At 37.4% G+C, this 7,003-nt stretch carries 10 protein-coding genes; all 10 read right to left on the reverse strand.

All coding sequences use genetic code 11. The features are described from left to right. On the reverse strand, window positions 1-368 hold a 368-nt coding region (gene rpsC, locus U9Q18_05070; GenBank protein MEA3313730.1), incomplete at its 3' end, for a 30S ribosomal protein S3. Window position 369: 1 nt separating this feature from the next. Then, a complete protein-coding gene (rplV, locus tag U9Q18_05075) occupies window positions 370-711 on the reverse strand; it encodes a 50S ribosomal protein L22 (protein MEA3313731.1) in 342 nt (113 codons plus the stop codon). Window positions 712-722: 11 nt separating this feature from the next. Then, complete coding sequence (gene rpsS / locus U9Q18_05080) at window positions 723-998, reverse strand: 30S ribosomal protein S19 (protein ID MEA3313732.1); 276 nt, start codon at window positions 996-998, stop codon at window positions 723-725. Window positions 999-1,000: 2 nt separating this feature from the next. Beyond that, complete coding sequence (gene rplB / locus U9Q18_05085; protein MEA3313733.1) at window positions 1,001-1,828, reverse strand: 50S ribosomal protein L2; 828 nt, start codon at window positions 1,826-1,828, stop codon at window positions 1,001-1,003. Window positions 1,829-1,840: 12 nt separating this feature from the next. Continuing rightward, a complete protein-coding gene (rplW, locus tag U9Q18_05090; GenBank protein ID MEA3313734.1) occupies window positions 1,841-2,125 on the reverse strand; it encodes a 50S ribosomal protein L23 in 285 nt (94 codons plus the stop codon). Further along, a complete protein-coding gene (gene rplD, locus U9Q18_05095; GenBank protein MEA3313735.1) occupies window positions 2,118-2,756 on the reverse strand; it encodes a 50S ribosomal protein L4 in 639 nt (212 codons plus the stop codon). The genes rplW and rplD overlap by 8 nt, the downstream gene beginning before the upstream one ends. Window position 2,757: 1 nt before the next feature. Next, entirely contained in the window at window positions 2,758-3,366 is a 609-nt protein-coding gene (gene rplC / locus U9Q18_05100) for a 50S ribosomal protein L3 (GenBank protein MEA3313736.1), read from the reverse strand. A 14-nt stretch (window positions 3,367-3,380) separates the two neighbouring features. Further along, window positions 3,381-3,689 carry a 30S ribosomal protein S10 gene (rpsJ, locus tag U9Q18_05105; protein ID MEA3313737.1) on the reverse strand — a complete coding sequence of 103 codons (309 nt, stop codon included), beginning with the start codon at window positions 3,687-3,689 and terminating at the stop codon, window positions 3,381-3,383. Window positions 3,690-3,710: 21 nt separating this feature from the next. Next, a complete protein-coding gene (gene tuf / locus U9Q18_05110) occupies window positions 3,711-4,919 on the reverse strand; it encodes an elongation factor Tu (GenBank protein MEA3313738.1) in 1,209 nt (402 codons plus the stop codon). Window positions 4,920-4,930: 11 nt separating this feature from the next. Beyond that, the coding region (gene fusA, locus U9Q18_05115) for an elongation factor G (GenBank protein MEA3313739.1) at window positions 4,931-7,003 on the reverse strand (2,073 nt) is incomplete at its 5' end.

The raw sequence follows: 7,003 nt of genomic DNA on the forward strand, positions 1-7,003 counted from the left end.
ATAAGTTGAGCGTTTGTTTCTGGACGCTTTACTTCCTTTACTTCTATCCCTATTTTCATATCAGAATTATTAATTGCACACATTAATTTATTCTGCAGTTTAGAAATCTCTGCCCCTTTCTTTCCAATTATCATACCGGGCCTTGCACTATATATAATCACTTTTACTTCGCCGCCAACTTCTCCTCCTTTTCGAATAATCTCAACATGAGAAATAGCTGCATCAATTCCTAATTTATCTAACTCTCTTCTTATTATAATATCCTCCATGACAAAATTAGAGTAATTTTTTTTATTTGCATACCACTTACTTACCCAATCTTTCGTTATGCCTATCCTAAATCCAGAAGGATGTACTTTCTGTCCCACTCTATACCTCCTCTTTGTTTTTTACCACTATAGTAATCTGGCTCACAGGTTTTCTTTGTATATCCGCTCTGCCCATTCCTCTCATATATAACCTCTTCATAGGACCTTCGGACTCAATATATGCCCTGTGAACATATAATGAGTCTTTATCCATATCAAAATTATTTTCAGCATTCGCAACAGCTGATTTAAGAGTTTTCTCCAGATAGTTAGCAGCTTTTTGAGGGAGAACTTTTAAAATTGAAAATGCTTCATCAATGTCTTTGCCTTTTATAAGTTCAGCTACAAGTCGTACTTTAGTAGCAGATAATCGTAAATGTTTAGATTTAGCATACACTTCCATAATATTCCTCCTTAGGTTTTAGTAACAGTTCTTGCAGTAGGAACTTTATGGCCACGAAAGGTACGAGTTGCAGCAAATTCACCAAGTCTATGTCCCACCATATCCTGTGTAATATAAACAGGAATATGTGTTTTTCCATTATGTACTGCAACTGTATGTCCTATCATTTCTTTAGTAATCGCAGATCTCCTGCACCATACCTTTATTACTTTCTTTTCACCTTTTTTGTTTAAATTCTGGATCTTTCCAAGAAGCTTTGGATCCACAAACATATTTTTTTTACTCATCCTTACTTCCTCCTTCTAACAATATATTTATCGGAAGTTTTATTTTTCTTTCTCGTTCTATAGCCAAGAGTAGGTTTTCCCCAGGGAGTCAAAGGACCAGGATGACCAATAGGAGATTTGCCTTCGCCTCCACCATGTGGATGATCCACTGGATTCATAACTACACCTCTTACGCTAGGTCTCTTTCCAAGATGTCTGTTAGTACCTGCTTTCCCAAGCTTAATATTCCCATGATCTACATTACTTACCTGGCCAATAGTTGCCCAACAGTTTAAATTGATCATCCTTACTTCCCCAGATGAAAGCTTCACATGTGCATATTTACCCTCTTTAGCAAGCAATTGAGCGCCTCCACCGGCAGATCGCACTAACATAGCTCCTCTTTCCGGAAACAACTCTATATTATGAATAATTGAACCTAATGGTATATTTTTTATTGGAAGCGCATTACCAACCTTGATTTCGGCATTTTCCCCAGCTGTTACTGTATCACCCACTTTTAACCCTACCGGAGCAATAATATATCTTTTCGCACCGTCGTTATAAGTAAGCAAAGCAATATGTGCCGATCTATTTGGATCATACTCTATTGCCTTTACCTTTGCAGGTATATCTCTTTTATCGCGCTTAAAATCAATAATACGATACAGCCTTTTATGGCCACCACCTCTCCGTCTCATTGTAATTTTGCCAGTATTATTTCTTCCAGCTTTTTTCCTTAGCCCTACAACCAATGATTTTTCTGGTTTTTTCTTTGTTACTTCTTCGTGTACCTGAACTGATTTTCCTCTAAAACCAGGAGTTGTAGGTTTATACTCTTTTATTCCCATCCTATACCTCCACTATACATGATGCATTAAATCAATCTTATGACCAGGATAGAGAGTAACGATTGCCTTTTTGTAAGAAGGCGTTTTTTTAAACGCATACTTTACTCTCTTCCTTTTTCCAAATACTTTGCTTATATTAACATCTTTTACTTTTACAGAGAAAAACTCTTCTACGGCGTCTTTCACCATACGTGCATTCGCACGTTTATCTACAAGAAACACATACTTGCCTTTCTCAGCAAGAGCAGTAGCCTTTTCTGTAACAAGAGGTCTAATTAAAACTTCTATATTACTCATTTTTCCACCATCCTTGCATTTCTTCCACTGCTTCCTTAGTAAACAGAATCGATTCGTATACTACAATATCGTAAACATTGAGAAACTTAAAGTTTAATGATTTGCAATATGGAATATTATTTGCTGCTAACGCAACTTCACCATTTATATCTGAATAAACAAGCAATATAGTACCTAGTTCCTTTTTTAAATTATCACTAACGCTGTTGAATAACTGGACAATTTCTTTAGTTTTTCCAGTAATTTTTATTCCCTCAACAATATGCACATTTCCTTCTCGAAATTTTGATGAAAGAGCAGAAAAAATAGCGACTCTTTTTTCATTTTTATTCAACTTTATGTGATATGTTTTGGGATGAGGGCCAAATGCCACAGCCCCTCCTTTCCAGATATTAGATGTCCTAGCGCCCTGTCTGGAACGGCCACTTCCTTTTTGCGGCCTCATTTTTTTAGTACTGTAACTAACATCTCCTCTTTGCTGCGTTGATGCAGTACCTCTTCTTTTATTAGTACGCTGCGTCCTTATGGCAGAATAAATAAGATGCTTTTTTCCAGGAACAGAAAAAAATCTCTCGGGTAAATTTATTTCACTAATATTTTTTGAATTGACATTCAAAACATTTCCCTTCATATTAACCTCCTGCCTTTACAACAATAAAGTTTTTATCAGGACCGGGAACATTGCCTTTTACAAGGATTAAATCCTTTTCAGGAATAATCTTAACTACTCTAAGTTTTTGCACTGTCGTCTGATTAACCCCAAGATGCCCGGCCATAGGATGTCCTTTAAAAACTTTTCCAGGTGTGGTACCTGCTCCAATAGAACCGGGTCTCCGGAGTCCACCAGAACCATGTGTCTTCGGCCAACCACCGAAACCCCATCTTTTAACTACACCGGAAAATCCTTTTCCCTTAGAGATACCAGAAACATTAACGAACCGAGAATCTTTAAAAATTTCTACGGTTACGTTATCTCCAATTTCACCGTCCATATTTCTAAATTCTTTTAAATATCTGAACATTGATAATTTTTTTGCCTTGAAAACACCTGCTTCAGGTTTATTTAACTTTTCAGGTTTAACTTCTATAAATCCCAACTGTACTGCATTATACCCATTTTTCTCCTTGGTCATTTTATTCGTAACCATGCATGGACCTGCTTTTAGCACAGTAACAGCAACCAATTTATCGCCTTCATACACAGAAGTCATACCCAATTTTATACCCAGTATTCCTTTCACCATGGCATCCTCCATTATATCTTGATTTCGACCTCTACCCCTTGAGGAATATCCATATTCGCAAGTTTTTGTGTTATTTCGGGAGTTGCATTTTTTATTTCCACAAGTCTCTTATGCACACAAATTTCAAACTCTTCCTGAGAATCCTTATCCACATTAGGAGATCTTAAAACATTAAATATTGTACGTTTTGTCGGGAGTGGTATAGGCCCTACAATATTAGCTCCGCTTTTCTTTGCTGTATCAACAATTTTAGCGGCCCATATATCCAAAATTTCATGATCAAACGCTTTCAATTTTATCTTCAGCTTTTCTTTTTTCATCTCATCTCACTTCCAATTAATTTATTCCATCACTGCAGTAATAACACCTGCTCCTACTGTTCTACCGCCTTCACGGATAGCAAACCTCTGGGTTTCTTCAAGTGCAACAGGATAGATCAGTTCAACTTCTATGTCTACATTATCGCCAGGCATTGCCATCTGCATGCCTTCGGGAAGTTTAATGCTACCTGTTACGTCAGTGGTACGAAGGAAGAACTGAGGCTTATAACCAGTAAAGAATGGTTTATGCCTACCACCTTCCTCTTTGGAAAGAATATATACTCTACCTGTAAATTTTGTGTAAGGATGAATAAAACCAGGTGCTGAAAGGACCTGACCTTTTTTTACATCTTCATGAGCAATACCTCTTAGAAGAACACCAACATTCTCTCCGGCTCTGCCTTCATCAAGAATTTTTCTAAACATTTCAACACTTGTTGCAACTGTTTTTGTTTTTTCGTTTGAAAGGCCAACAATCTCTACGGGATCACCTGTTTTTACAAGGCCTCTTTCAACTCTTCCCGTAACAACAGTTCCTCTACCTGTAATAGTAAATACATCTTCAATGGGGAGAAGGAATGGTTTGTCAATAGGTCTCTCAGGTGTTGGAATGTATGAATCTACTGCATCTATAAGCTCCCATACCGAATTTGTCCACTCGTTCTTACCTCTTCCAACATCACCTTCTGCTTCAAGAGCTTTAAGAGCTGAACCTCTCACTACTGGGATTTCTTCTCCCGGAAAGCCGTATTTGGTGAGAAGTTCCCTTGTTTCCATCTCTACAAGGTCTATCAGTTCAGGATCATCTACCATATCTGTCTTATTGATGTATACAACAATACGGGGTACGTTTACCTGACGTGCGAGAAGGATATGCTCCCTTGTCTGGGGCATAGGTCCATCAGTTGCTGCTACGACAAGAATTGCTCCGTCCATTTGAGCTGCACCTGTAATCATGTTTTTGATATAGTCAGCATGCCCGGGACAGTCAATATGTGCATAATGTCTTTTTTCTGTTTCGTATTCACAATGGTGAACATTAATTGTAACCCCTCTTGCTTTTTCTTCAGGTGCATTGTCAATGTCATCAAACTTCTTTTCTTCAGTAGTACCAAGAGTAGATAATATCTTGGTAATAGCTGCAGTGAGAGTTGTTTTGCCGTGGTCAATATGACCAATGGTACCAATGTTTACATGCGGCTTGGTTCTCTCAAATTTTTCTTTTGCCATGTTAAACCTCCTTAAATTTCTCCCTTTGCTTTTTTAATAATCTCTTCCTGCACTGCAGCAGGAACCCTATCATATGAATTAAATGCCATAGAAAATGATCCTCTTCCTTGTGTAATAGTACGCAAAATAGTTGAATACCCAAACATATTGGAAAGTGGTACAAGAGCTTTTATAATAGCAGTATGTCCTTTTTCAGTAATTCCACTTATACTGCCTCTCTTTGAGCTTAAGTTAGAAACAACATCACCCATAAATTTAATTGGGACAACCACTTCCACCTCCATTATAGGCTCAAGTAAATACGGCAAGCCTTTTCTCATAGCTTTTCTAAAAGCTTTAGCACCTGCAATTCTAAATGCAAGCTCTGAAGAATCTACTGGATGGTAAGAACCATCAATAAGCTCTACTTCAACATCTACCACAGGATATCCAAGTAACGGTCCTGATTCTTTCGCATTTTCAATTCCCTTCTTAATTGCAGGGATAAATTCCTTTGGTACTACGCCTCCTTTTGTTCTATCAATAAAATTAAAACCTTTTCCTTTTTCACTCTGTTGTACCACAAGAACGACATGACCATATTGTCCATGTCCGCCTGTCTGTTTTACATATTTTTCTTCGCCTTTACTTGCGCTCTCAATAGTTTCTTTATATGCAACCTGGGGCTTGCCTATCCTGGCCTCAACTTTATACTCTCTTAACAATCTCTCTATAATAATTTCAAGGTGTAGTTCTCCCATACCAGATATTATCGTTTCAGAAGTATCTTCGTCAAATTTAATCCTAAATGTTGGATCCTCTATAGCAAACCTTGCAAGTGCAGCAGAAAGCTTAGATTGGGCTGCTCTCGTCTTTGGTTCAACAGCTACAGAAATAACAGGTTCAGAAAAACTCATTTTTTCAAGAAATACAGGATGAGATGCATCGCAAAGTGTATGACCTGTGTACGAATCTTTTAAACCAACAATAGCACCGAGTCCTCCTGCTTTAATAGAATCTATATCTTCTTTTTTATTAGCATGCAATCTAAGCAACCGTGCAATTCTTTGTTTTTTCTCAATAGTAGAATCTAACACATAGCTTCCCTTTGTAAGTGTACCAGAGTACACCCGAACAAAAGTGAGCGTACCAACATAAGGATCAGACATTACTTTAAATACAAGAGCAGCAAGTGGCACATTCTGGTCAGGTAAACATTCTACTTCTTCCTCAGTTTTCAAATCTTCAGCTATCACAGGTTTAACATTTAAGGGAGAAGGTAAATATGCACAAACAGCATCAAGAACTATTTGAATACCCTTATTTTTGTATGATGAACCTATCAAAACAGGATAAGCAAGATTAGCGATAGTAGCTTGCCTTATTGCCTTTTTTAATATTTCTTTTGGAATATTCTCTGTGTTAAGATATATTTCTAACGCTTCTTCGTCAACATCCGCTATTGTTTCAAAAAGTTCTTCCTTTCTGCTATTTACCTCGGCTCTATATTCTTCAGGAATATCTTCAATATCATATTTCTCACCAGAAGGATCACGGAATATGTATGCCTTTTCTTCAATTATATCAATGATTCCTACAAACTTTTCTTCCTCTCCTATAGGAAACCCTAAAACAAGCGGTTTTATATTAAGTCGCTCTTTTATAGTCTCTAAAGTACCATTAAATGACGCACCTAATCTGTCCATTTTGTTAATGTAAATAATTCTCGGCACATGATATCTATTGGCCTGTCTCCACACTGCTTCTGATTGTGCCTCAACTCCTTCTACCGCAGAAAAAATAACAAGTGCTCCATCAAGCACTCTAAGAGACCTTTCTACCTCTCCAGTAAAGTCAACGTGGCCGGGCGTATCTATAATGTTAATCTGAAAATCTTTCCAAAAACATGTGGTAACTGCAGAAGTTATAGTAATACCTCTCTCTTTTTCTTGCTCCATCCAGTCCATTACTGTATTACCATCGTCTACATTCCCTAAACGATAGGTACGACCGGTATAGTATAAGATTCTTTCAGTTGTAGTTGTCTTACCTGCATCGATATGTGCAATAATTCCAATATTTCTAACTTTATCTAAAGGGGTATT

This window comes from Caldisericota bacterium (assembly GCA_034717215.1).
Classification (GTDB): domain Bacteria; phylum Caldisericota; class Caldisericia; order Caldisericales; family Caldisericaceae; genus UBA646.

Bases quoted from the DNA above. Each gene is read 5' to 3' on its own strand.
- rplV (MEA3313731.1), bottom strand. From the start codon at position 711: ATGGAAGTGTATGCTAAATCTAAACATTTACGATTATCTGCTACTAAA.
- rpsS (MEA3313732.1), bottom strand. From the start codon at position 998: ATGAGTAAAAAAAATATGTTTGTGGATCCAAAGCTTCTTGGAAAGATC.
- rplB (MEA3313733.1), bottom strand. From the start codon at position 1,828: ATGGGAATAAAAGAGTATAAACCTACAACTCCTGGTTTTAGAGGAAAA.
- rplW (MEA3313734.1), bottom strand. From the start codon at position 2,125: ATGAGTAATATAGAAGTTTTAATTAGACCTCTTGTTACAGAAAAGGCT.
- rplD (MEA3313735.1), bottom strand. From the start codon at position 2,756: ATGAAGGGAAATGTTTTGAATGTCAATTCAAAAAATATTAGTGAAATA.
- rpsJ (MEA3313737.1), bottom strand. From the start codon at position 3,689: ATGAAAAAAGAAAAGCTGAAGATAAAATTGAAAGCGTTTGATCATGAA.
- tuf (MEA3313738.1), bottom strand. From the start codon at position 4,919: ATGGCAAAAGAAAAATTTGAGAGAACCAAGCCGCATGTAAACATTGGT.